This is a genomic window from Halomonas sp. CnH100-B, assembly GCF_024124605.1.
GTDB lineage: Bacteria > Pseudomonadota > Gammaproteobacteria > Pseudomonadales > Halomonadaceae > Vreelandella.
Genome location: NZ_JAMXRX010000004.1, coordinates 108,989 through 130,694 on the forward strand (window position 1 = coordinate 108,989; position 21,706 = coordinate 130,694).

Sequence of the window (21,706 nt, forward strand, 5' to 3'; positions counted from 1 at the left end):
ATTACCATGCGAATATTGGTCGTAGACGACGACCCCCTAGCGGGGGAGATGACCGGGGCACTGCTAGAGTTTCAGGGCCACGATGTCCTACTCGCCAACGACGCTATGGAGGCTACCAGCCAGTTGGATGCCCATGACGATATCGCGATGATCGTCAGCGATATGCACATGCCGCTGATCAACGGTATCGAGCTGTTACACATGCTGCGTGAGCAGGGGGTCATGCTGCCGTTCATCCTGCTCACGGGCGATACGCCAGATGAGTCGCTGCGCCAAACACCGGGTCTTAGCGCTTGCCTGCAGAAAGATGCAGCGCTGGACACTTCGCTCGAGCACGCTGTCGCCCACGCGCTGGGTGAGTAGCCATGCCGTTACCTACGCCATGCACCGCTCGCCCACCCGCACAGGTAGCCTGATGTCCCCCTCTGCTCCTTCGTTGCACGACAAACTCAATCAACTGCGCCAACGTTTCATCGACCAGTTACCCGCGCGCTTACAGCACACGGTCGACCAGTGGCAACAGAGCCAAGCGTCTTCCGAAGCGCACGCGCGCCTGGGGCCAGAACTGCATCGGTTTTTCCACAGCTTGAAGGGAACGGGACGTTCATTGGGCTTCGAGCGGATTGCGCTACTGGCCGACCAGGGCGAGACCGCCCTCCATGAGCAGCCTCCCGCAGGCGACGTGGTCGAACGCGTATTTGCCCAGCTCGCCGAAGAGCAGCAGCGGCTGCAGTCGCTGCCGGGGCAGCAGCGGGCGCTGGCGGCGATGAATAGCGTCGAGTTCTCGCCCAAGCCAGTACAAACCCGCAGCAAGCGCCAACGGCTGATCTACCTGTGCGACGACGAGCCGGATCAGGTGGGCCAACTGCTGCACCACCTGCGCTGCTTCGGCCACGAGGTGGTGCATTTCGAAGATACGGACGCCTTTTTTAATGCGGTGATCACCCGGCGTCCCGATGCCATCATCATGGACGTGCAGTTCCCCCAGGGGCATACCGCAGGCACCGAAACGCTCGCCAGTCTCAACAAGCTCACCGGCGAGCGCCTGCCCTCGATCGTGCTTTCTGCCCATGGCGATTTTCACTCTCGGCTGAGCGCCGTGCGGGCGGGCTGCAACGGCTACTTTACGAAGCCGGTGAAACCGCTGGATCTCATGCTGGCAGTGGATGAGCTGACCACTCCCATCGACGACGAGCCGCTGCGTATCTTGATCGTGGACGATGAGCCCGAGGTAGCGGCGTATCATGCCCTGTTGCTGGAACAGGCGGGCATGGCCGTGCAGCAGGTCAACCACCCCGCCGATGCGCTGAATGCCCTGGAGCGCTTTAGCCCCGACCTGCTGCTGGTGGATGTCTATATGCCCGTCTGTTCGGGCGAGGAGCTGGCGAACATCATTCGCCAACAGCCCGAGCACGTGGGTCTGCCGATCATCTATCTCTCGAGCGAAACCGACAGCCAGAAGCAGCTCTCTGCCATGACGGCGGGTGTCGAAGCGTTCATCACCAAACCCGTGGTGCCTGACGAGCTGGTCTCTGCCGTAAAGTTGCGCGCCGAGCGGCTGCGCCTGCTGCGCTCGCTGATGACCCGTGACAGCATGACCGGGCTGTATAACCACAGCACCACCACCGACCTCATCAGCAAAGCGCTGGCCCAGGCCCACCGGGACAACACCCAGCATGCCATGGCCATGATCGATATCGACCACTTCAAAGCAGTGAACGATACTTACGGCCACCTCGCTGGCGACCAGGTCATCATCACCCTGGCGAGACTGTTGAAAACCCGCCTACGCATGTCGGATATCATTGGCCGTTACGGCGGCGAAGAGTTCGTGGTGCTGCTCAAAGGGGTCAGCGACGCGCGCGCCAGCGAGCTGATCGATGCTCTGCGCCACGACTTCGCCCAGGTGGATTTTCATGCAGGCGGCGCGCGCTTTCGCTGCACGTTCAGCGCTGGCGTTAGCAGCTTCCCGACTCACCCCTCCACCGAGTCGCTGCGCTTAAGCGCCGACCAAGCGCTCTACCGCGCCAAGCACCAGGGGCGCAACCAGGTGATCACCAGTACGGAGCAGGACGATGACGGATTCCCGACAGCCTGATCCTGAGGCCGGCGACACGTTTGCCCAGGCGTTCAGCGAGCACAGCGACGATACGGCCATCGTCGATGTGGACGAACCCAGCCAGCAGGTGGTGCTGTTCCAGCTCTCCGGCCAGCCGTTTGCGCTGCCCGGCCATGCGGTGAGTGAAATTCTCAAAGGGGATACGCCGGTCTATTTCGTCCCTGGCCTGCCGGACTCCACGGAGGGCGTGATTCACCTGCGAGGCCAGATCGAGTCGCTGATTACGCTACAGCCGCTGCTGGGGCTTCCCACGACCCCAGCCGACGGCATGCTGCTCATCGTGAAGGGCGCGGGCATCCGCAGTGCCGTGCGCATCGACCAGTTGGAGGATGTGTGCGAGCTGCCCGTGAGCGCCTTGAAGACACCTCCCGACACTCTGGCGAGCACGCTGCGCCCCTACGTGAGCGCGCTGTGGCAGCCCAGCGATGGGCAGCCCGCCACGGCGTTACTGGACCCCGATGCGCTCTTCCAAGCGTATCAGCAAGGGCTTGGCTAACCGTGGGTAGCGTGACCTGCGTGTGCTTCGACGCCTGTGGCTACCGATGGGCGCTGGAAGCCCGCCATGTCAGACGTATCGACAGCACCCTCTCCTTAGCGCGCCATGCGGCGTTCGAGACGCTGCTATGTGACTCGCCCGGCCAGCCGACCCGCTGGCTCACGCTGGTGGATCGGCAGGGCCCCTGGCAGTTGGGTCTTCCAAGCGATAGCGTACTTCTGCCCTTGCCCGGTGCGGCCCTCCACCCATTGCCTCCTCTCTTGGCCGCACGTGTTCGGCATCCGGCGCTGTGCGGCATCGCTGTCGTCGCGCAGTCGCTCACGCTCCTTCTGAACGGTGCGCAACTCAGGCTACCCACCACCTCAGGTTCAGTGGGCGAGCCATAGGCAACGCACCGGGCTGCCTTTTTCCAGCTGGCGATTGGGATCAATCACCGCCAGCGCATCGGCCGCAATGCAGGAAGAGAGCACCGCTGAGTTTTGATCATCAAAGGCATCGGCCTCGATGCCCTCGGGCGTAAAGCGCAGCGCTACCCGCATGTAGTGCTGGCGCGGGCCGGTCTCGGTGGCAAAGGTCGCGGTGGCCGTTAGGCACGGAAGCTCCGCCAGCGCAGGGCAGCCCAGTAGCGCCCCCATCAGCGGGCGTAGAAACAGCCACGCGCCCACGAAGCCTGACACCGGATTACCCGGTAGCCCCACAAACCGCGCTTGGCTGCCATCGTCGCGGGGCAAGCGGCCTAGCGCTAATGGCTTGCCAGGACGAATCGCCAGCTTCCACATATCGAGCTGTCCAAGCGACGCCAGCGCCGCTTTGACGTGGTCCTCCTCCCCGACGCTGACACCGCCAGTGCTCACCACCACATCGGCCTCGGCAGCGGCGTGGTTCAACAGCGCCACGGTCTGGGCGTAGTCATCGGGCACGCTCACCAACTGCACTACCTCGGCGCCGAACGTCTCCAGCAGCCGCTTGAGCATGGGACGGTTGGAGTTGTACAGCTGGCCCGGTTGTAACGGCGTGCCGGGGTCGACGATCTCATCGCCGGTAGAGAGTAGCGCCACCCGGGGGCGACAGCGTACGTTGACCTCGGTGATGCCCTGCCCCGCTAAATGTCCCAGCGCGGCGGCCTCCAGGCGCTCGCCTGCCGTGAGCAGCACATCGCCTTGACGCACGTCGCGGCCCTGCAAGCGAACGTTGTCTCCTTCCGGTACGTCCGCGGGAATGAGCGCCTCGCCGTTCTCTTCAGTCACCCGCTCCTGCATCACCACGCAGTCAGCACCAGGGGGGATCTGCCCGCCGGTAAAGATCCGCGCGCAGGTGCCCGTCGCCAATGGCCGTGCCGTACTGCCCGCGGCAATGCGCTGGCTCACCGGCAGCCGCATACCCGCGTCTACCGCGCACAGCGCATAGCCATCCATCGCACTGTTATCGAACGGCGGCACGTCCAGCGTGGCCGTGACCGGTTCGGCCAGCACGCGGCCAGCGGCGTCGCTCAACGCGACCCGTTCGGCATCGAGCGGCGTCGCGTCGGCCAGCAGCGCTTCCAGCGCCGCTTCAATCGGCTGCAGATCAGCCATGCTGCCCCCGACCGGGAATCACCAGGTTGGCAAAGTTGCAGGGCTTATGGCGGCTATCGAGCTGTTCGGCAAGAATGCCATCCCAACCGGTACGGCACGCACCGGTAGAGCCTGGCAGGCAGAACACCACCGTGGCATTCGCGAAGCCGCCCAACGCGCGGCTCTGAATCGTGGAGCTACCGATCTCATCGCCGCTGAGCTGGCGAAAGCGCTCGCCAAAGCCTTCGATACGCTTGTCCAGCAGCACGGCGACCGCTTCGGGAGTGGAGTCGCGCCCGGTAAACCCTGTGCCGCCCGTAGTCAGCACCACCTGCACGCTGGGGTCGGCAATCCACTGAGCGACCACCGCCCGGATTTGGTACACGTCATCCGGTACGATGCGCTTATCCGCCAAACGGTGGCCCGCCTCGGTTAGCCGCTGCACCAGCGACTGGCCCGAGCGGTCGGTCTCTTCAGTGCGCGTATCGGAGACGGTCAGCACCGCAATGTTCAGCGCTTCCATGGCATCCATGGCGCTACTCCTTGTGATCGTTGGAGGAGGCGTTGGCCTTTTTCTTGGCTTGGCGCGCGTCGAGGGCGGCCAGCTGTTCCGGTGTCGCCTCGCCCTGGTGATGGGCTTTCCACTCGCTGTAGGGCATGCCGTAGACGTACTCGCGGGCGGCATCCAGATCGAGCGCGGTGCCGCGCTCATCGGCGGCGGTCACCAGCCACTTCGAGAGGCAGTTCCGACAGAAGTCCGCCAGAATCATCAGGTCGATGTTCTGCACGTCTTTATTGTCGTCCAGATGCTTGAGCAAGCGCCGAAAGGCAGCGGCTTCCAGCTCGGTACGAGTGGTGGCATCCAGTTCGTCAAATGTCGCCATGGTGATTCCTCTTTCCCAATTCGTTGAAGTGCAGCATAACAAAAGACACCGCCCGAAGGCGGTGTCGAAGGGCGTTCACGTTCACCTATCTCGATGGCGTGACTCAGCTTGGCTTGGCGGGCGAAGGGGTGCCGCTGTCGCCCGCTTTACGCGCCGCCAGCTCCTCTTCGCTGATGGTTTGATCCTTGACCTCTTCGTACCACAGATTGTGATGCTCTTTGGCCCAGGTTTCATCCACGTAGCCGGTGGTCATGCCTTCCAGCGCGCCTTCCGTGCCCAGCGTGCCGATGTAGATGTGACCCAGCGAAACGGCGGTCAGGCCGAGCGCGCCCACGGCGTGGATGATGTTGGCCCACTGCATGGTGTCGCGGCCCTGGTCGAAGTTGGGGAAGTCGAGCACGAAGCCACTCGCCACCACCAAAATGCCTACCGATGCCAGCAGCCAGTACCAGGCTTTTTCACCACCGTTGCAGAAGCCCGCATCGACGTGGCCTTTGCCGATCATACCGCCGCCTTTCTTGAACCATACCCAGTCGTGCTTTTTGGGAATGTTCTCTTTGATCAGGCTAATCAGCATGATGACCAGCAGCACGCCAAAAATCGGCCCCAAGTAGTTGTGTAACACCTTGGACGCCGCGACCATCCAGCCCCAGACGGCATCGCCGAACAGCGTACGGAACACGAACTTGCCCAGCAGCAGGTTCAGCCCGGTCAGCGCCAGCGTGATGAACAGCGTCGCCACGGTCCAGTGCAGCGCGCGCATTAGCAGCGACCAGCGCAAGAGCTTGCGGCCCGTGCGCGGCTCTTCCAGGTATTTACGGCCAACGATGAAGTAAAACAGCGCAATCATCGCGGCCATGCCGCCGATGGCGATCAAGCCAAACGGCGATACCCAGCGATTGCGCAGTATCCGCCACGTTTCGCCGCTGGCGTTGATCAGGTTGTAGTTACTCTCGTGCCGGGAGTCACGGTAGTTCGGCCCCGTCTCGCCACTGCGTACTTGACGCCACTGATCCGCCGTGATGCCGGGGGCGGCGGTGGTCATTTCGCGATCCGGGTCGGCTTGCGCCACGGCCATGTGGGTGACCCCCAAACTCGCAACCAACAGCACCAGCATTAGGCATAGACGCCAGCCACGCTGTAGCCAGCTAGCGGTGCCGCTAGGTGCCCGTGAGGGCACCTTTGTCATGGTCAACGTTGTCATGACACGCCTCCTTACCCTTTGCGGGCAGCATCATAGGCAAGGTTGTCAGTGCTAGCCTGAGGATTGTTCGACCACGCACCATCTTTATGGCCACGGTGTACCACGCGCTGGCGGAAGATATCGGCCACATCCTGCGCATCACCGGCCAGTAGCGCTTTGGTAGAGCACATTTCAGCACACAGCGGCAGTTTGCCTTCCGCGATGCGGTTGGAGCCGTACTTCTGGTACTCCTCTTCCTTGGTTTCGGCGGGGCCACCAGCACAGAAGGTGCACTTGTCCATCTTGCCGCGCTCGCCGAAGGCATCCTGTTGCGGGAACTGCGGCGCGCCGAAGGGGCAGGCGTACAGGCAGTAGCCACAACCGATACACAGGTCTTTATCGTGCAGCACGATGCCGTCGTCGGTTTTGTAGAAGCAGTCGGTGGGACACACCGCCATACACGGGGCGTCGTCACAGTGCATGCAGGCGACGGAAATGGACATTTCGTCCGCTTCGCCGTCGTTCAGGGTCACTACGCGGCGGCGCTGGATGCCCCACTCGACGTCGTTGGCGTTCTTACAAGCGGTGACGCAGCCGTTGCACTCGATGCAGCGCTCGGCGTCACACATAAATTTCATTTGAGCCATGGTGTTCTCCTCTTGCCGGTGCGGGCGTGGCCGCACCGGCATGCTGTCAGGTCAGGTCGTGTTAGCTGGCGCGTTCGATACGGCAGATGGTGCACTTGGTCTCTTGCATCAGTGTCACCGGGTCGTAGCCGTAGGTGGTGGCGGTGTTGGCCGCTTCACCAATCACGTAAGGAACGGTGCCTTCCGGGTAGCGGTCGTGCAGGCTTTCGCCCTGGAACACACCGCCGAAGTGGAACGGCATGAACGCCACTTTACGATCCACGCGGGGCGTGACCAGCGCTTTCACCTTGACCCGACCGCCTTCGGCGCCTTCGACCCATACTTGGTCGCCGTCGCGGATACCAATGTCGTTGGCATCGGCCGGGTTGATCTCGACGAACATCTCCTGCTGCAGCTCAGCCAGCCACGACATAGAGCGCGTCTCTTCACCGCCGCCTTCGTACTCGACCAAGCGACCCGAGGTCAGAATGATCGGGTAGTCCGCGCTGTTATCACGGTCCTGGATGGTTTTGTACATCGTGGGAAGACGCATGATGGAGTCAAAGTCGTCCCACGTGGGGTAGCGCTCAACCAGGTCACGACGGGTGGTGTAGAGCGGTTCGCGGTGCTTCGGCACCGCATCCGGGAAGGTCCACACCACGGCGCGGGCTTTGGCGTTACCGTACGGCGCGCAGCCGTGCTCGATGGCCACGCGCTGGATACCGCCGGAGAAGTCGGTCTTCCAGTTCTGGCCTTCGGCCGCCGCTTTCTCTTCAGCGGTGAGATCGTCCCACCAGCCCAAGTCTTTGAGCAGCTGGTCGGTGAACTCGGGGTAACCGTCATCGATATCGCCACCCACAGGAGCGGAGCCTTCCGCCAGCAGGTTCACACCATCGCGCTCGATACCGAAGCGGGCGCGGAAGCCCATGCCGCCTTCCATGACCGGAATGCTGGTGTCGTAGAGGTTGGGCGAGCCAGGGTGTTTGAACTCCGGCGTTCCCCAGCAGGGCCACGGCAGACCGTAGTAGTCGCCATCGGCGGGGCCGCCTTGGGCACGCAGGTTTTCGAAGCTGAAGGTGTGCCAGTTTTGTTGGTGCTCTTTCAGGCGCTCCGGGCTTTGACCGGTGTAGCCAACGGTCCACATACCGCTGTTGATTTCACGCAGTACGTCTTCGATCACCGGACGGTTGCCGTCCATTGCGAAGTTCTTCACGAACTCGTTGCCAAAGCCGAGCTTGTTGGCGAACAGGGTCATGATTTCGTGGTCGGGCTTCGATTCGAACAGCGGTTCGATGACCTGATCGCGCCACTGGATCGAGCGGTTGGTGGCGGTGACGCTACCCGAGGTCTCGAACTGCGTGGCGGCAGGCAGCAGGTACACGCCATCGGTGCGGTCGTGCATGACGGCGGCCACGGTGGGATACGGGTCGACGATGACCATCATCTCCAGCTTCTGCATCGCCTTTTGCATTTCGACGCCGCGGGTTTGCGAGTTGACCGCGTGGCCCCAGTAGAACATCGCTTTCAACGCGGTGCGCTGGGAGATGTTTTCGTCCTCTTCCAGCACGCCATCTACCCAACGGGAGACGGTAATACCGCTGGAGTACATGGGTTTGCCGTCAGCGTACTCGGTGTCATCGAAGCGGCCTTTCAGCCACTCGTAATCCACGTCCCACACTTTGGCCCAGTGCTGCCAAGCGCCTTCTGCTAAGCCGTAGTAACCCGGGAGGGAGTCACAGCCCAGCCCCAAGTCGGTGGCACCCTGTACGTTGTCGTGGCCACGCAGAATGTTGGCACCGCCACCGGATTTACCGATGTTACCCAACGCCAGTTCCAGAATGCAGTAGGCGCGGGTGTTGTTGTTACCGGTGGTGTGCTGGGTACCGCCCATACACCACACCACGCAGCCAGGACGATTGTCGGCCAAGCGCTTGGCCACGTCGAACATCTCTGCTTCGGGCACGCCGGTAATGTCTTCGACGACGCTGGGCGGGAACTGGGCGACTTCGGCCCGCACGTCGTCCATGCCGTACACGCGCTGGTTGATGTACTCGCTATCTTCCCAGCCGTTTTCGAAGATGTGCCACAGCAAGCCCCAGATGTAGGCCACGTCAGAGCCAGGACGAATGCGCACGTACTTGTTGGCTTTTGCCGCCGTACGCGTAAAGCGCGGGTCCGCGACGATGATGTCGCAGTTGTTGCGCTCTTTGGCGATCAAAATGTGCTGCATGGCCACCGGGTGCGCTTCACTGGGGTTGGAGCCAATGAAGAGCATCGATTTGCTGTTATGCATATCGTTGAGCGAGTTGGTCATCGCTCCGTAACCCCAGGTATTCGCAACGCCCGCCACGGTGGTGGAGTGGCAAATACGCGCCTGGTGATCGGTGTTGTTGGTGCCCCACATGGAGGCGAGCTTGCGCATCAGGTACGCCTGCTCGTTGTTGAACTTCGCCGAGCCCAGCCAGTAAACGCTGTCGGGGCCGTGGGCGTCGCGCAGCTCGAGCAGCTTGTCGCCGATCTCGTTGACTGCATCGTCCCAGCTCATGCGCTGCCATTCACCCGCGACCAGTTTCATCGGGTATTTCAGGCGGCGAGTGGAGTGGCCGTGCTGACGAAGCGACGCGCCCTTGGCGCAGTGAGCACCACGGTTGATCGGGTGGTCGAAAGCGGGCTCTTGCTTGGTCCAGATACCCTCTTGCACCTCGGCATACACACCGCAGCCCACCGAGCAGTGGGAACAAATGGTGCGCTTGGTTTCCACCGGGGAGTCGAGCACCGGGGTTTTGTCGGCCGCTTCGGTGCGCTGCATCATCGGCGCGCCCATGAAGCCTGCCGCAGCCACACCACCGGTAGCCACGCCCGTGCGCTTCAAGAACTGACGGCGGGAAATACCCAACCCAGTGGTAGCGGGGGTGTTGGTTTTGCGAGTTAGACGCATGGCAAATCTCCTGGCAGTTCGCCGTCAGTCACGCAGCGACGCGTAATAAGCACGAATATGGTCGGTCTCGCGGTAGTTCACCGCCTGCTTGTCGCGCTCAACCGGGCTTTTATCATCCGCCTGTGCCAGCGTGACGTGGCCTACCGCAACGGCTGCGCCCGCAGCGGCGGTGCCTAAACCAACGGTTTTCATAAACCGGCGGCGCTCAGGGTTATGTGACTGGTGCATGGGGTTCTCCTCTTTCATGCCCTTTTTTATGCGTGGCCCGTAGGCCCTGTTGTTCGCTTACCGCTGCGCACGGTCACGTCACGGTGTGGCTTTGCGCGCTGCACCGGCGTCATAGGAAGCAGGCTCCACTATGCGCACCGGTTGATAGGCCGCTTGATCGCTCAAACGTGCCTGTTCGCTCTCCATAAAAGCACTACCCAACTGCCCCAGCGCTGAATAGAAAGCGGTGTCTACTTTTGCAAGGTCATCCCAACAGCGGCTAGCCCAGGGGGCAAGATGCCGTTGGAAAAAAGTAAACTGCTCGCCATTTTGTGCCGCGATGAGCATGGCCATCACTTCGCACATCGCCGCCAGGTGGTCTTCTGGATCCCGGGTATGCTCGCTACGCTCGAAACCCAATGCCCGGAGGTCTTGGCGCAGCGCGACCAGCGCGGCTTCCATCAATTCGCCATTGCGGTACCAGGAGGCGTAGGGCACCACGTCGCCCTGAATCACGCCCACGAGGTGGCGAAAATGCGCTCGCTTGAGACTATCGACACTGCTCTCGCCCGCGGCCAGCGACAGCGCCGCCCAGCACTCGGCAATCCGGCTGCCATCTTGCTCGCTGTCCAGGCTTGCCAACCACGTGAGCAGCTCGCTGTCCGGCGCTTGGCGCAGCAGACTGGCGAGCAGCTGGTAGATATCCATACGCAGCGCATCGGTTTCGCTCAATGTCGGCATTGCATCGCTCATTGCATTACACCTTTAGTTGCGCGTTAGGATCGCGAGCCATGGTTTTCCAGACGTCTTTTACACGGCAGTCTTCGCACATTTCCAAACGCGCCATGGCATCCCCGGCAAAGTAAGGGTGGTTGGCCAGCTTGGCTTTGATGGTAGCCACGGTGCTGGCCGTGGCGAACGGCTTGCCGCAGCCAATGCACTCGAACGCTGCCTCTTCATGGCAAATATGCCGCGTTTCACGGGCCGGTGCGGCGAGGAAGCCCGGGGCCAGCGTGATGGCATCCTCGGGGCAGGCCTGTTCGCAAAGGCCGCACTGTACGCAATCGGCTTCCAGGAAACTTAACGCAGGCGCGTTACCACCCGCTTTCAGCGCTGGCGTGGGGCAGTTGCTGACACAGGCGTGGCAGAGCGTACAGGCAGCGCTATCAACGTTGATGCCGCCGTACGCCGCGCCTGGTGGCATGGCGTGACGGTCACCGCTGGGCGCCCCCAGCTCGGCCAATCGCGCCAGTACCACGTTCAGGCGGGCGCGTTTGTTAGGCTCGTTGAAGCTCAACGGCGACTCGGTGAGCGGGGTAAGGCTTGGCAGCGCATCGCGCTCGCTCTCGGCCCCAACGGGCAGCAGCTTGATACGCGCCGTGTCGTGGCCCAGTGCGCTGAGTAGCGCATGCGCCTGAGCGATCTGCTGTTCTAAAAACGCGCTGAGCCGATTCGGCATGTCGTCGTGAAGCTGAATGCGCACTTCGGAGGCACCGCTGGCAAGCGCCGTTAGCCACTGATCGTGGCCCGCCGCACCCAGATCTTCCAGGGGCGCATCGATGATGTGGCCGGGCGTGGTAATGCCTGAAGTGCGCTCGGCGTCTAGGGAGTCATGGGTGATGAAGCGCAGCACCGGCACCTCGCCACCGGCGTCCCGGTAAGCGACGAGCCAAGTGGCTAACGTATCCTGCTGACGGCGGGTTTCCGGTAGGCGAAACTCGATGGCACCGGTCGGGCAGGCGCTGGTACAGCTCCCCACGCCTTGGCACAGAAACGGGTCGATCTCGATGCGCGACTCGATGCGGCCTTGGATGCTAGAAATCGCATCCGCCGGGCAGACGTCGAGGCAGCGGGTGCAGCCGACGTTACCACTGGAAGAGTGGGCACAAAGATCGGTATTGACCTGGAAATAGCGGGGCTTGTCGAACTCGCCGATCAGCTCGGTCACGTTCTCCAGCACGTCGGCACGCTCGGCTTCCTGGCGCTCCCACGCGAGGCGCAGGTAGCCTGGCGGCGGCAGTTCCCAAGAAGCGACGTTAAGTGTTCCCTCCGAAAGGTCTAGCACGACGTCGAACACGTCGCGTTCGATCAATGCTTGCGCCAAATTGAGCGCATCGCCATCGTCTTGGGCCAGAGTGGCACGAAAACCGCCCAAATGCCCTGCAACACGGAGCTGTGCCTGCTGGTGCGTGCTCAGCACTTGCGTGGTGATCGGCTCGCTGGTGGCAGTGAGGTCAACGTCCACATCCGTCGTGAGCAGCGTAAGAGACGCTAAACCGCGCCCCTGCAGCGCACGCGCCGCTTGGCTGACGGACGACGCACGGCCGAACAGCAGCACGTGCCCGCGGCTGTGGTAGGTGACGTTGGCAGGCGTTAAATTCACCGGCCATGAGATACGCCGACGCACCGCTTCACGAGCGGCGGCGTTGCGCTGGTCGTCGATCGACGCCAGTTGGATTCGTTGGTTCATGCATTCTCACGGTCAAGAGGTCGTTTTTGTTATTATGGGCGTTTAGATTTTGTCATCTGGCAGATGACTTTCGGCGTTATATCGACATAGCTTCTGGTATCAGCGTATGGCGCAAACAGCATTTATGCCACTTCCATTGGTCGTATCGCTGTCAACGCAAGCCCGCCAGGCTTACCATAACCTGCTGATTCAAAAGGCTAACCGTCTTTTTTGCGCTCTCCCTGAGCGTGATCAGAATAATCAGACTGGTCGTCTAGTGAGGCACTTTGTACAAAACTGTCATCACTTGTGCAAGCGCTCCCCTGTCCAGTCCCCTTCTCATCCTCGTCATGGCTCGCGCGTTCTGGGTCGTTTTGCGCGGCCTCGTCCAGCTTATCGAGGGTCTCCTCTGCTTTATTGGCCCAGCGCCGCAGCTTGCCCGCCAGCTCGCTTGCCATGGGCTTCAATTGCTGGGTGTAGTCGGCGTCGTAATCATCCAGACCGTCGCGCACGTTGTAGTTACCGGTAGCCCAGAGCCTGCGCAGGGCGCGACGCCGAAGAGTGGCGCTCACTCCGGGCACCATAAAGGCGCTGAAATCACTGCCTGCAGGCAGGGTGTCCGGGTCGGGCAGCGTGTGGTCCAGGCTGCCGGGGGGCGGTGGCGCGTCGGCCGCTTGCTCCACCGCGGGCGTGGCGTCGTCGTCTGCCTTTGCAGCGAGCGCCTGTGCTTCCAACGGCGGCGCGGCACCTTCCGTGGGTTCAGTGCTCGCCGGCTCGGGATCGTTCTGCTCGATGCCGCGCTTTTTACGCGACCAGCGCTCTAAACGGCTCACTGTGGCTGCTCCTTGGTCGGGGTCTCTTTGCCGCGCCCGGCCCCTTTGCGTTTTTTCTTGCGGGTTTCCACCGGCGCTTCGCCATGACGCGCGAGATAATGCTCTATCCACACTTGAATCGCCATCGGCATCGGTGCCTCCAGCACTTGCTGCTCGCCATCCAGCCAGCCCGCCGCCACATCCTGGCTGGCGGTGATGGCATCGGGCTTCGGGGGCTGCCCGGTAAACCCGGCACGGACGAACAGGCGTGGCGTTGGCGAGGTGAGATTGAAACGGTAAGCCGCTCGCTCGGTCATGTAGAGCTGCAAGTGGAGTACGCACTCCCCTTGATCCCCGGGCACTAGCTCGGCAATGCGCCACTGGGTCAGCGTGAAACTTCGCACCTGCTTGGGCTCCGCCACTAAGGTAACGCTCAGCGCGCGCAGATTATCACTCATGGGTTTCACCACCTTAGACCTTGAACGGGTAGACAAGTAAGCCTTTTGAGCGCCATCATCGTCAACTCAGACTATTTTACTCAACTATTATGATCTTGTGCGCCGTGTGTGCGTCAGCCACGCCGCGTTTTGGTATCAGTGAGGATTGCGGATGCCCGCCCTTCAGCTAAGCCGAGCCCGCTTACCGGCCACGACCACCATCGATGTCATGGATGCCTACGGCGACACCCGCCCTCAGGCCATTGCCGCCGAGCGTGCGCTTACGGTGTACCTCAATAAGCGCGAAATCGTCACTCTGATGACGCTGGGTGACGATCCCGAAGCGCTGGTGGTGGGGTACCTGCGCAATCAGGGGCTATTGAAGAGTGCCGAGGATTTGACCGCCGTCCAGGTGGATTGGGAAGTAGAAGCAGCGGTGATCGTCACTCGCCACCTGCCGGATGACTTGGAAGCGCGCCTTAGCACACGCACCGTCACGACGGGCTGCGGCCAAGGCACGGTGTTTGGTAAACTGTTGGAACAAACGTCCCTCACGGCGCTGCCTGAGACGCCGCTGACCCAATCGACGCTCTATCAACTGTTGACCAATTTGAACACCTACAACGAGACCTACCGCAGCGCGGGCGCGGTACACGGCTGCGCGCTGTGCCATCAAGCGCAGGTGCTGGATTTCGTCGAAGACGTAGGCCGCCATAACGCCGTGGATACCTTGGCGGGACGTCAGTGGCTCAACCAAGCCGACAGCCACAGCGCCGATATTTTCTATACCACGGGCCGGTTAACATCGGAAATGGTGCTGAAAGTCGCGCAAATGGGCATTAGCGTGCTGGTATCGCGCTCCGGCGTCACCCAAAAAGGCGTAGAGCTGGCCGAGCGTTTCGGCGTGATGCTGATTGCCCGCGCGAAGGGGAAAGGCTTCCAAGCCATTAACGCCACTGGCCGCTTGACGCTGGATGCGATCCCCCCCAAGCCGCCGAGCGCACGCTCGTCCAAGGAGGCAGGCGTATGATCGCCAAGCACGATCTGACTGGCATGATTCTCGCGGGCGGTGAAGGCCGCCGTATGGGCGGGCGAGATAAGGGCCTGGAGCCCTTTGCAGGCCTCCCGCTGGTAGCGCATACCGTTAAGCGCTTCGATGGCCAGGTGCATGAGCTGGTGATCAATGCCAACCGCAATGGCGATGCGTATGCGCTGTTTGCCGACCGCGTTATCGAGGATGCCGAAGGTGGCTTCAAAGGCCCGCTGATGGGTATTTACAGCGGCCTGCGCGCCGCTCGAACGCCGTGGCTAGTGGTCGCCCCCTGCGACTCCCCCGCGCTTCCCCACGACGTGGTGGCGCGCTTGGTCGCGGGGATTCACCAGCAGGATGTCGAGCACGATATCGCCGTGGCGTTCGATGGCGAGCGCCTACACCCCGTCGTCGCACTGCTGCGTACGTCGCTCGCTGACGACTTAGCGGCCACCCTGGCGGAAGGCGAGCGTAAAATCGACCGCTGGTACGCTCGCCACGCCTGGTGCCGAGTGGATATGTCCGACTGTCCTGACGCCTTTGCCAACCTCAACACCGAAGAGGAGAAAGCCCGCTTGGAGCTGGCACTGACAACGCCTTCCCAGGAGACGCCATGAGCCTGTCATGTTTTGAGCTAGGCGAGCAAATGCTCAGCGTCGATGACGCCCGCGATGCGCTGATGACGCTGGTTGAGAAATCGGTAGCGGTAGAACAGGTGGCACTAGGCAGCGCCTACGGACGCAGGCTGGCGACCGATATCAGCGCGCCCATTAACGTGCCACAGAATACCAATGCGGCGATGGATGGCGTTGCCCTGGCCTGGCCAAAGCAGCCGCCCTTTCAAACCCACTGGCCTGTTGCGGGCGATGCCTTCGCCGGGCAAGCGTTTGAGGGTGAGGTGCCTCCAGGCCGGTGCGTGCGTATCACCACCGGCGCGCCGCTGCCCAGCGGCACCGATACGGTGATTATGCGTGAGCAGCTCATTGAGGGTGACGACAGCGTCACTATCGATGCGCCAGGGCGGGTCAGTGTTGGGCAGCACGTACGCCAAGCCGGGGAAGATATTGCCCAAGGGGCCGTTGCACTGACGGCGGGCATACGGTTGGATGCCGCCAGCATGGGGCTGGTGGCGTCCCTGGGCTATGCCGAGGTCGACGTATACCGGCGCCCTAAGGTTGCGATTTTTTCTACCGGCAACGAAGTCACCCCGCCGGGAGAGCCGCTCCCCAGCGCCGGGATCTACGACACCAACCGCTTTACCCTGATGGGCATGCTGAGCGAGCAAGGGGTTGAGGTAGTGGATCTAGGCATTCTACCCGACGACCCGCGCGCTATTGAGCAAGCGCTTGCGGAAGCAGCGGCGCAGTGTGACCTTGTCATTACCAGCGGCGGTGTTTCCGTGGGCCACGCGGATTACACTCGCGACGCGCTGGAAGCTCTCGGGCGGCTGGCCTTTTGGCGGGTGGCGCTGCGCCCTGGCCGCCCGATGGCCTGCGGCCAGTTGGGCGAGTCGCGCACGCCGTTCGTGGGTCTGCCCGGCAACCCGGTGGCCGTCATGGTGACCTTTAGCCAGTTTGTGGTGCCACTGTTGCAGCGGCTGCAAGGCCAGCTCCCGGCTGCGCCAACACGGCTGACAGCGATTGCCCAAACGCCGCTAAAAAGCCGCCTGAATCGCACTGATTTTCTGCGCGGCATTTACACATGCGATGACCAGGGAGTGCTGCATGTACGCAGCACCGGTGCCCAGGGCTCGGGTATTTTGACTTCCATGGTGATGGCCAACTGTTTGATCGAACTTGGCAATGACCAGGCAGACGCACAGCCAGGCGAGGCGGTCTGCATTCAACCGATAACGAGCTGGCAATGACCGAACAACTGATTGACGATTTTGGCCGCCGGGTGCGCTACGTGCGCATCTCCGTAACGGACCGCTGCGACTTCCGCTGCGTGTACTGCATGAGCGAGGAGATGACGTTTCTCCCCCGTGCGCAGGTACTCACGCTGGAAGAGCTCGCCATGGTGGCGCGCGCCTTCACCGAGCTTGGCGTCGAGAAGATCCGCCTGACCGGCGGTGAGCCGCTGGTGCGTAAAGGCATCGAGCAGCTCGTGGACGAGATCGGCGCACTACCGGGGCTGGACGACTTCACCATGACCACCAATGGCGCTAGCCTGCGCAAGCACGCCAAGCGGCTGTACGAAGGCGGCCTACGTAGGCTCAACATTAGCCTGGACTCCCTCGACCCCGAGCGCTTTAAGCAGCTGACGCGCACCGGCGACTTAGCCAAAGTGATCGACGGTATCCACGCCGCCAAAGAGGCGGGCTTCAAGCGCATCAAGCTGAACGCGGTGATCTTGAAAGGGCGTAACGAAGACGAAGTGCTCGACTTGGTCACCTTTGCCCGCCAGGAGGGCCTCGATATCAGCTTTATCGAAGAGATGCCCCTGGGCGATGTGTCCGACCACTCCCGAGCAGAGACCTTCTACTCCAGCGACGACGTTCAGGCATTGATCGAAACACGCTACCCGCTGACGCCCACGACGGAGAGCACACCAGGGCCGTCGCGCTACTTCAAAATGGCCGACAGCGACAGTCGGGTGGGCTTTATCTCGCCCCACAGCCACAACTTCTGCGATAGCTGCAACCGCGTGCGGGTCACCGTGGAAGGTCGCCTGCTGCTCTGCCTAGGGAATGAACACTCAGTGGACCTGCGCGCCGTATTGCGCCGCCATCCTGGCGATATGCAGGCGCTCAAAACCGCCATTATCAATGCGCTGCCGCTTAAGCCAGAACGCCACCACTTCACCATCGATGGCGACGTGCAGGTGGTGCGCTTTATGAACATGACCGGAGGTTGACCGTTGGCAGCCGCTTCGCGCGTTCCCGTTCACATCGTCACCGGCTTTTTAGGTAGCGGCAAAACCACGCTTATCCACAGCCTGATCGAGCAAAAGCCTGTGGATGAGAAATGGGCCATTCTGGTCAACGAATTTGGCCAGATCGGCATTGATCAGGCCATGTTCGATACCCGCGATGATGTGGTGGTGAAAGGCTTGCCCGGCGGCTGCCTATGCTGCCAGCTAGCGTTCGTGCTTCAGGCGGCGCTGGTCAATTTATTGGCGCGCAGTAAACCCGACCGGGTGATTATCGAGCCATCGGGCCTTGGCCATCCGGCGGGGTTATTAGATTTATTGCGCGGCGAGGCGTTTCAAGACGTGGTGGCGGTGCAGGATATCATCGCCACGCTCGACCCTCGCCGATTGGATGAAGCCCGCGTGCGCGAGCACGACACGTTTCAGGACCAGCTCCACATGGCCGATGCCATCGCCATCACCATGGGCGACCAGGCAAGTACGGCGCAGCATCAACGAGCGCAGCAATTTGTCGGCGCGCTATGGCCAACCCCAAAGTGGGTGCATACGGTCGATCAGGGCGGCCTCCCCGTGGCACTGTTATTGGGCAGCGGCCAAGCGCGTCAACAAGATCAACCCGCGATGCCTGAAGCGCACCGAGCCCTGGCCGCAGCGCCTAGTCTGGAAGGCACTTTTTTCGATTTTCCGCCGCCACCCGGCGAGCCGGAGCAACACACTGCCAGCGCCCTGGGTTACACCAGTACGGGCCTGCGTTGGCACCCTACCGAGCGATTCGACCTCGACCATCTCGCCCATTGTGTTGGCGAGCTGCCCGCTACGGCGCGAGTGAAAGGGGTGTTCCACACCACCGACGGCTGGAAGCGGCTCAACCGCGCAGACGGCGCGCTCAGCGTGACGAGCAGCGCCTGGCGGCAGGACTCACGGCTCGAGATCATTACCCCCGACGCCATCGAGCACCATGCACTCATCGCGTCACTGCATGCGCAGCTGGCCCGTTCATGAGCGGGAGTGCGCTGACACCATCGCCTCGATCTTACCGACCGGGGCCGGACGGCCAAACAGATAGCCCTGAAAGGCGTGGCAGCCGTGGGCCATCAGCCACGCCTGCTGGGCCGGCGCTTCGACGCCTTCGGCAATGATATCCAGGTTCAAGCTCTTCGCGAGGGCAATGGTACTCTCTACGATAGCAGCGTTGGCCTTGCTCTCGAGCACCTGCTGCACGAAGGACTGGTCGATTTTCAGCTGATCCAGCGGCAGCTGCGCCAAGTACGCCAGCGACGAGTAGCCGGTGCCGAAGTCATCCAATGAGAAGCGCACGCCCAGCGCTTTCAAGCTGAGCATCTTATCCCGAGCATCGTCGCGGGCTTCCACGAACAGCGACTCGGTGACTTCGAGCTTAAGCTGGGCCAGCGGCGCTTGGGTGCGCTGAAACACCTGCTCGAGACGGGCCAGAAAGTCCGCTTCACGAAACTGCAGCGGGCTGATATTGACCGAGATCGTCAGCTGGCTGAGCAGCGGGGAAGGTGCCCAGCGGGCAAGCTGCTGGCAGGCCTCTTCCAATACCCATTCGCCCACGTCGTTGATGAGCCCGGTGCTCTCCAGGAGCGGAATAAACTCACCCGGAGAGACCATGCCGCGCTCGGGGTGCTGCCACCGCAGCAGCGCTTCCACACCCGTCAACGTGCCGTGACGATCTACCTGAGGCTGATAGTGGAGCCGCCACTGGTCGTTCTCCAGCGCCTGACGCAGCTCCGCTTCCAGCTTCACTTTGGCCAGCAGCGATGCCTGCATGGAGGGATCGAAGAAACGCAGCGCGTGACGACCGCTCATCTTGGCCTGAGAAAGTGCCATATCCACCTGCTGCAGGTAGTCATCGGCACTACGCTGGCTATCCGAGACAATGGTAATGCCCACACTGGCGGTCACCACGGCGCTCTCTTCGCCAATGGCCACGGGTTCATCCAGTGCTGCCAATAGCTTCCGGGCAATGTGTTCCGCCAGCGTTTGGGTCTGGCGGGGGCTGCCATCCACACCTTCGATCAACACGGCAAACTCGTCGCTGCCCAGCCGGGCCAGGGTATCGGTGTCGCGCAGCATCTGACCGAATCGGCGCGCCACACACTGCAGCAGCTGGTCTCCCGCATGGTGTCCCAGAGTATCGTTCACATGGTTGAAGTTATCGATATCGATCAGCAGGAGCGCGCCGCAGCGCTGGTGGCGATTCAGCTCTTTGAGCGCCGTGCCCACACGGTCCATGAACAGCCGCCGGTTGGCAAACCCGGTGAGCGGGTCGTAGAACGCGAGCTGGTGAATCTCCTGCTCGGCGGCCTTACGCTCGCTAATATCGCTCATGGTGGCCACATAGTGGGTCAGTTCGCCCGTCGCACCGTACACCGCGCTGATGGTCAGCCACTCGGGAAACAGCTCGCCGTTCTTGCGCTGATTCCAGATCTCCCCTTCCCAGTTCCCCGTGGCCAATACGCTACGCCATAACCGACGATAAAACGCGGCGTTGTGATGGCCCGAACTAAACATGCGCGGGTTTTTGCCCACCACTTCTTCATCGCTGTAACCGGTAATGCGCTTAAAGGTATCGTTCACTTTCAAAATATTACCCCGCGCGTCGGTCACCATAATGCCCAAGTGCGCCTGAAAGGCAGCAGCAGCAATTTGCAGCTCGACTTCGGCTTGCTTCGCCTCGGTAATATCGCGGGTCACGGATAGGACTCCTTCAACGTGATGAGTATTGCTAGCTAACGGGCTCACCGTCGCGTGAAAATAGCGCTGCTGCTGGCCGAGCATCAGCGGGTACTCGAACGTCGCCACTTGGCCCGAGCGCTGGACTTGATGAAACACGGTGTCGAACGTCGCGGCCAATGCAGCAGGCAGCACTTCTTGGTAGTGACGACCCAGCGCTTGCTGGCTTCCCAACAGCAGTTTGTCTTTCTCGATGGCATGGATAAAGCGAAACCGCCCCTTGCCATCAAAGACGAAAATCAAATCCTGCAGCGAGTTGATCAACGCGTCCAGACGCGCTTCTCGGGATTGCAGCCGATACGACAGCCCCAGCCGGTTCAAGTAGTGGCGCCCACCCCAAGCGCCCAGTAGCACCATGACGGCCATTACCACCGTCAGCACCAGGCCACGCTGACGCCATCCGGCAAGCTGGCGCTGCACATCGACCCCGACCACCACTAGCACGGGATAACGGCCCACCCGCTGCATATGGAACAGGCGCTCGCGCCCGTCCAGCGGCGAGCGGGCGGTAAAGGTTTGGGAGGCTTGCTGGGTGGTCAGCCACTGCTGAGTGGCCGGATCGTCGATCTGCGTTCCCACCACGGCGGGCTGCGCAGGCGCCGGATGACGGGCAATCAGTTTCAAGGTGCCATCTACCAAGCTCATGCTTTCGCCATCGTAAACGCGCATTTGCTGGAGGGCGTCCATAAGGGTTTGCGGTACCAAGCGCGCGACCACAATGCCTTCGAAGCGGTCGTTCTCACCGCTGATCCGGCGGGCGTGATAAAGATAAAACTGCGCGTCCTCCTCCGACCAGTAGAGCGGGGTCACGAGTTCGCGCTGCTCCCCCTGCTGAAACGAGCGAAAAAAGGCAGTATGGCTGATATCGATACCGGCATGGCGATTATCACTGCTGCTGATCCACACACGCCCCTGAGCGTTGAGAATGCCCAGCTCGTTAATCAGCGGCATGTAGCGGGTCAAGGCTTCGACGGAGCGCTGGATATCGGCCATCCCTTCAGCACTCTCGAACCCTCGGGTCTCGACATGCTGAGCCAAGGTAAAGAGCGCTTGACCGCTCTGGCCAAAGATCCCTTTCGCCCATTCGGTCATCACATTGGAGCGAGCCGTTGCCCGCGCTTCTGCTGCACGGATCTCCTGCTGGTACTGGCCGGTCAGCAGCCAGCCGAACAGCGATACCATCACGCACAGCGCTACCAGGAAGAGGGCTATGGCGCGACGCTGCAAACGTCGATACCTGGGTAACACGGGCACATCGCGGGCCGTTGAGTCACTGCGAGAAGGAAACATCACACGTCGACCTTATTCAGGCATCCCGCAGGCGCACCTGATACAGTGTAAAAA

At 61.8% G+C, this 21,706-nt stretch carries 21 protein-coding genes; 9 read left to right on the forward strand and 12 right to left on the reverse strand.

Translation table 11 applies throughout. The features are described 5' to 3' along the window. Positions 1–6: 6 nt before the first annotated feature. From NH398_RS10140 to NH398_RS10155, 4 genes are read left to right on the forward strand one after another with little or no spacing between them, the layout of a single operon-like run. Complete coding sequence (locus tag NH398_RS10140; RefSeq protein WP_159343322.1) at positions 7–363, forward strand: response regulator; 357 nt, start codon at positions 7–9, stop codon at positions 361–363. A 52-nt stretch (positions 364–415) separates the two neighbouring features. Further along, a complete protein-coding gene (locus tag NH398_RS10145) occupies positions 416–2,098 on the forward strand; it encodes a diguanylate cyclase (RefSeq protein ID WP_253018781.1) in 1,683 nt (560 codons plus the stop codon). Next, positions 2,076–2,615 (forward strand): chemotaxis protein CheW, encoded by a 540-nt coding sequence (locus NH398_RS10150; RefSeq protein ID WP_159343323.1) that lies wholly within the window; start codon positions 2,076–2,078, stop codon positions 2,613–2,615. The genes NH398_RS10145 and NH398_RS10150 overlap by 23 nt, the downstream gene beginning before the upstream one ends. A 2-nt stretch (positions 2,616–2,617) precedes the next feature. Further along, on the forward strand, positions 2,618–3,001 hold the full coding sequence (locus NH398_RS10155) for a hypothetical protein (protein ID WP_253018340.1): 384 nt from the start codon (positions 2,618–2,620) through the stop codon (positions 2,999–3,001). On the opposite strand, the gene glp (NH398_RS10160) is transcribed toward NH398_RS10155, so the two are convergent. From glp (NH398_RS10160) to NH398_RS10210, 11 genes are all read right to left on the reverse strand, one after another. Further along, complete coding sequence (gene glp, locus NH398_RS10160) at positions 2,984–4,189, reverse strand: gephyrin-like molybdotransferase Glp (protein WP_253018342.1); 1,206 nt, start codon at positions 4,187–4,189, stop codon at positions 2,984–2,986. The two genes, NH398_RS10155 and glp (NH398_RS10160), sit on opposite strands and share 18 nt — an antisense overlap. Further along, on the reverse strand, positions 4,182–4,700 hold the full coding sequence (gene moaB / locus NH398_RS10165) for a molybdenum cofactor biosynthesis protein B (RefSeq protein WP_159343326.1): 519 nt from the start codon (positions 4,698–4,700) through the stop codon (positions 4,182–4,184). Before moaB ends, glp (NH398_RS10160) begins: the two co-directional genes overlap by 8 nt. A gap of 4 nt (positions 4,701–4,704) precedes the next feature. Continuing rightward, on the reverse strand, positions 4,705–5,052 hold the full coding sequence (locus tag NH398_RS10170) for a DUF1244 domain-containing protein (RefSeq protein WP_159343327.1): 348 nt from the start codon (positions 5,050–5,052) through the stop codon (positions 4,705–4,707). 103 nt (positions 5,053–5,155) lie between these two features. Next, positions 5,156–6,256, reverse strand: coding sequence for a formate dehydrogenase subunit gamma (locus tag NH398_RS10175; protein ID WP_174788533.1), 1,101 nt, complete (start codon positions 6,254–6,256; stop codon positions 5,156–5,158). 11 nt (positions 6,257–6,267) lie between these two features. Beyond that, the gene (gene fdh3B, locus NH398_RS10180) at positions 6,268–6,882 is read right to left on the reverse strand and encodes a formate dehydrogenase FDH3 subunit beta (protein WP_139525806.1); all 615 of its coding nucleotides are present in this window, start codon (positions 6,880–6,882) and stop codon (positions 6,268–6,270) included. 61 nt (positions 6,883–6,943) lie between these two features. Beyond that, the gene (locus NH398_RS10185) at positions 6,944–9,799 is read right to left on the reverse strand and encodes a molybdopterin-dependent oxidoreductase (RefSeq protein ID WP_159343328.1); all 2,856 of its coding nucleotides are present in this window, start codon (positions 9,797–9,799) and stop codon (positions 6,944–6,946) included. Positions 9,800–9,823: 24 nt separating this feature from the next. Further along, positions 9,824–10,027 (reverse strand): twin-arginine translocation signal domain-containing protein, encoded by a 204-nt coding sequence (locus NH398_RS10190; protein ID WP_052509959.1) that lies wholly within the window; start codon positions 10,025–10,027, stop codon positions 9,824–9,826. A 78-nt stretch (positions 10,028–10,105) separates the two neighbouring features. Beyond that, positions 10,106–10,759, reverse strand: a complete 654-nt coding sequence (locus NH398_RS10195; RefSeq protein ID WP_253018344.1) for a molecular chaperone TorD family protein — start codon at positions 10,757–10,759, stop codon at positions 10,106–10,108. Between the two features lie 4 nt (positions 10,760–10,763). After that, positions 10,764–12,476 (reverse strand): 4Fe-4S binding protein, encoded by a 1,713-nt coding sequence (locus tag NH398_RS10200; protein ID WP_253018346.1) that lies wholly within the window; start codon positions 12,474–12,476, stop codon positions 10,764–10,766. 197 nt (positions 12,477–12,673) lie between these two features. After that, positions 12,674–13,288, reverse strand: a complete 615-nt coding sequence (locus tag NH398_RS10205) for a DUF3306 domain-containing protein (RefSeq protein WP_253018348.1) — start codon at positions 13,286–13,288, stop codon at positions 12,674–12,676. Further along, positions 13,285–13,725: a DUF3305 domain-containing protein gene (locus NH398_RS10210; protein ID WP_253018350.1), complete on the reverse strand. Its 441-nt coding sequence runs from the start codon at positions 13,723–13,725 to the stop codon at positions 13,285–13,287. Before NH398_RS10210 ends, NH398_RS10205 begins: the two co-directional genes overlap by 4 nt. Before the next feature lie 151 nt (positions 13,726–13,876). Between NH398_RS10210 and NH398_RS10215 the strand changes: the two genes are divergently transcribed. Genes NH398_RS10215 through NH398_RS10235 form a run of 5 tightly spaced genes read left to right on the forward strand, consistent with a single transcriptional unit; the run spans position 13,877 to position 18,607 of the window. Next, positions 13,877–14,734 (forward strand): formate dehydrogenase accessory sulfurtransferase FdhD, encoded by an 858-nt coding sequence (locus NH398_RS10215; protein WP_253018352.1) that lies wholly within the window; start codon positions 13,877–13,879, stop codon positions 14,732–14,734. Then, a complete protein-coding gene (mobA, locus tag NH398_RS10220) occupies positions 14,731–15,351 on the forward strand; it encodes a molybdenum cofactor guanylyltransferase MobA (RefSeq protein ID WP_253018354.1) in 621 nt (206 codons plus the stop codon). The genes NH398_RS10215 and mobA overlap by 4 nt, the downstream gene beginning before the upstream one ends. Next, a complete protein-coding gene (gene glp / locus NH398_RS10225) occupies positions 15,348–16,601 on the forward strand; it encodes a gephyrin-like molybdotransferase Glp (RefSeq protein ID WP_253018356.1) in 1,254 nt (417 codons plus the stop codon). Before mobA ends, glp (NH398_RS10225) begins: the two co-directional genes overlap by 4 nt. After that, entirely contained in the window at positions 16,598–17,590 is a 993-nt protein-coding gene (gene moaA, locus NH398_RS10230; protein ID WP_253018358.1) for a GTP 3',8-cyclase MoaA, read from the forward strand. Before glp (NH398_RS10225) ends, moaA begins: the two co-directional genes overlap by 4 nt. A 3-nt stretch (positions 17,591–17,593) precedes the next feature. Then, on the forward strand, positions 17,594–18,607 hold the full coding sequence (locus NH398_RS10235) for a GTP-binding protein (RefSeq protein WP_253018359.1): 1,014 nt from the start codon (positions 17,594–17,596) through the stop codon (positions 18,605–18,607). Here NH398_RS10235 and NH398_RS10240 read toward each other — a convergent pair. Beyond that, complete coding sequence (locus NH398_RS10240) at positions 18,602–21,652, reverse strand: EAL domain-containing protein (protein WP_253018782.1); 3,051 nt, start codon at positions 21,650–21,652, stop codon at positions 18,602–18,604. The two genes, NH398_RS10235 and NH398_RS10240, sit on opposite strands and share 6 nt — an antisense overlap. Between the last annotated feature and the right edge of the window lie 54 nt (positions 21,653–21,706).

Coding starts and splice junctions, on each gene's coding strand:
- NH398_RS10140 (WP_159343322.1), top strand. CDS start 7: ATGCGAATATTGGTCGTAGACGACGACCCCCTAGCGGGGGAGATGACC.
- NH398_RS10145 (WP_253018781.1), top strand. CDS start 416: ATGTCCCCCTCTGCTCCTTCGTTGCACGACAAACTCAATCAACTGCGC.
- NH398_RS10150 (WP_159343323.1), top strand. CDS start 2,076: ATGACGGATTCCCGACAGCCTGATCCTGAGGCCGGCGACACGTTTGCC.
- glp (WP_253018342.1), bottom strand. CDS start 4,189: ATGGCTGATCTGCAGCCGATTGAAGCGGCGCTGGAAGCGCTGCTGGCC.
- moaB (WP_159343326.1), bottom strand. CDS start 4,700: ATGGATGCCATGGAAGCGCTGAACATTGCGGTGCTGACCGTCTCCGAT.
- NH398_RS10170 (WP_159343327.1), bottom strand. CDS start 5,052: ATGGCGACATTTGACGAACTGGATGCCACCACTCGTACCGAGCTGGAA.
- NH398_RS10175 (WP_174788533.1), bottom strand. CDS start 6,256: ATGACAACGTTGACCATGACAAAGGTGCCCTCACGGGCACCTAGCGGC.
- fdh3B (WP_139525806.1), bottom strand. CDS start 6,882: ATGGCTCAAATGAAATTTATGTGTGACGCCGAGCGCTGCATCGAGTGC.
- NH398_RS10185 (WP_159343328.1), bottom strand. CDS start 9,799: ATGCGTCTAACTCGCAAAACCAACACCCCCGCTACCACTGGGTTGGGT.
- NH398_RS10190 (WP_052509959.1), bottom strand. CDS start 10,027: ATGCACCAGTCACATAACCCTGAGCGCCGCCGGTTTATGAAAACCGTT.
- NH398_RS10195 (WP_253018344.1), bottom strand. CDS start 10,759: ATGAGCGATGCAATGCCGACATTGAGCGAAACCGATGCGCTGCGTATG.
- NH398_RS10200 (WP_253018346.1), bottom strand. CDS start 12,476: ATGAACCAACGAATCCAACTGGCGTCGATCGACGACCAGCGCAACGCC.
- NH398_RS10210 (WP_253018350.1), bottom strand. CDS start 13,725: ATGAGTGATAATCTGCGCGCGCTGAGCGTTACCTTAGTGGCGGAGCCC.
- NH398_RS10215 (WP_253018352.1), top strand. CDS start 13,877: ATGCCCGCCCTTCAGCTAAGCCGAGCCCGCTTACCGGCCACGACCACC.
- mobA (WP_253018354.1), top strand. CDS start 14,731: ATGATCGCCAAGCACGATCTGACTGGCATGATTCTCGCGGGCGGTGAA.
- glp (WP_253018356.1), top strand. CDS start 15,348: ATGAGCCTGTCATGTTTTGAGCTAGGCGAGCAAATGCTCAGCGTCGAT.
- moaA (WP_253018358.1), top strand. CDS start 16,598: ATGACCGAACAACTGATTGACGATTTTGGCCGCCGGGTGCGCTACGTG.
- NH398_RS10240 (WP_253018782.1), bottom strand. CDS start 21,652: ATGTTTCCTTCTCGCAGTGACTCAACGGCCCGCGATGTGCCCGTGTTA.